Annotated in this window: 1 protein-coding gene; it reads right to left on the reverse strand. The window is 52.0% G+C overall.

What is annotated here, in order from left to right; translation table 11 throughout:
• Window positions 1–2,236: hypothetical protein (locus tag ACR0P9_RS11335; protein WP_432620217.1), on the reverse strand; the 2,236-nt coding region annotated here is incomplete at both ends.

A 2,236-nucleotide genomic window follows, 5' to 3' on the forward strand; every position in this document is an offset into this window, starting at 1 on the left:
CCAGCTGTTCCAGTTCGTTCTGCATTCGCTCAATCCGTGACAGCACAGCTTGATTGTTTTCCCTTCGCGCAGCACATTGTGTGCGAAGCCGTTCTTTCTCTTGGCATATGCGCTCTGCCTGTTCCCGCTGCTGTCTCAGCTGCTCTATATCTTGCGGTTCTCCATCCGGGACAGCGGCAGCATATTCCCGTTCCAGCGAACGCGCAGTCGTCAATTGCTGAGAGAACGCTTGGCATTGTTGTTCTGCACGCCGAAACGCCTCTGGTGCCAGCAGAGCCGCATGATAGGCTTTTCCGCTCGCAAAGCCAGCTGTGTAAACAGCATCTTTCCATGCTTTTTGTGCAGTCTTTGCCAGCTGCTGTTGCTGCTGCTCTTGCGCACAGGCAGAGCGATATACTTCGACCGCACTGCTCAACTTGCGCTGATGGCTCTCCCAGTCATTTTTTGCCTTGTCAATATGCTGATGCAGCGCATCATACGTTTCCTGCTTCTCGTGCAGCTTTGCCTCGATGCCAGCAAGATCGCACGTCGGCAACGTACTTTGAACGGTCTGAGCCTCCGCTTCTATCGCAGCAGCCTTGCGGTCTGCCGCATGATAGGCTTGTTCTGCCCGCTGTGCCTCTCGCTCTAATTCCGGCAATTGCCGTTGTATCGCTTGCAGCTGCCCATCTATCTGCTCCATCCGGCTGACCTGCTCGGAAAGTTCTTTGCCCTGTTTCAACAGCTGTTCGGTTTCCTCTGTTTTTTGCACAATTATGTGCAGCAGCTGCTCCTGTGTGGTATCCGGCTCATCAAACAGTTCCTGCATAGCCTGCCGGACAGCATGTTTTGCTGTTTCCATACGCGAACGCACCGCTGCTGTCTGTTCACTGACCTGCTGCAGTGCCGCACGGTTATGCTCTGCGTTTTCTCGCAATGCTTGCAATTCCTGCTCTGTCGGTACGTGTGCCTGCAACTGAGCTGGATGCGGATGTTCCAGTGCTCCGCACACCGGACACGGCATATGATCCCGCAGATCTTGTGCCAAGATGCCCGCTTGTCCGCGCATCCAGTACAATTCTGCTGTACGATACTTCTGTTCCTCAGTTAGATACAGTCGTTCCTGTTTCTCATAAGTACTCTGCTGTTTGTCTAATTGGACTTGGCAGTTCGACAGTTCTGCAAACAGGTCCCGTTTGCTGTTCAGCTGTTTTACCTGCTCCGTTGCCTCTTTCCACGCACTGCGCAATGTTTCCCGCTGCATCTGTAAGTCATGCAGACTCTCGATCTGCTTTCGCAGGCTCTCGATGCGCTGTCGTTCTGTTTGTAAAGCATTCGCGGTTTGTTGATACTGTGTTTGCAGAGAATCAGCAGAATCTCTCGCTTTTTTCGCCTGTACCTGTTTGTCCCGCCAGATTTCTGCCTGTTTTTTGGCATCACTCAAGCGAGTCATTTCCTGCTGCAAAAGATTCAGCTGTGGAAGCTGTGTTTCTGCCTGCTGTTTTTGCTCTTCCAGCGATGTATTCTGTTGTTTCAGCTGCTCTACATGCTGTTTTTGCGCCTGTACACGATTAGACAACTGTTCCCATCGCGCCTGTTCCGATTGATATGCCTGCCACTGCGGCTGCACCAAATCTCTTGCGCGGCGCGCCTGTTCCAGTCGTTCGGTTTGTGCTTGCATATCCGGCAGCTGTGCTTCCAGCTGTGTCAACTGCTGCTTAACAGCCAGCCACTTATTGCGCGCTTGCAGCTGTGTTTCCGCTTGAATCACTGCTTCTGTCGCCGCAGTACGCGCCGCGCGCAGCTGACGTAATTGTTTGTCTAATTGTTTTATTGTCTGTGCATCGCGTCTATTTTGCTCTTGAACCAGCGGTAAAAGTTCGCTGAGCTCCTGTGTTTCTGCGTTTTCTTCTAATTGAAAGCCCTCTGCATACTGCAAAAGAGCACGGTGCATGTCCTCACAGGTTCGATTCTGGGCAAGATATTCCGTCTTGATACACTTTTGCAGACGCACCAGTTCTTCGGTGTGAAAAACATTGCGGATAATTTTTGCTCTGGACTGACTATCCGCCGTGAGCAGCTTCATAAACTCGCCCTGTGCAATCATGGAAATCTGTTTAAACGAACGGCAATCTACGCCGAGCAACTGCTGCACCGCGTCAGTCACTGCCGTCGCTCCCGCAATCGTCGAACCATCAGGATTTGTCATAACTGCATTGGGCTGCTGGGTAACGGTACCCGTTCCCCGCTTTTTTAG

It is taken from the genome of Butyricicoccus sp., from assembly GCF_050872565.1.
GTDB lineage: Bacteria > Bacillota > Clostridia > Oscillospirales > Butyricicoccaceae > Butyricicoccus_A.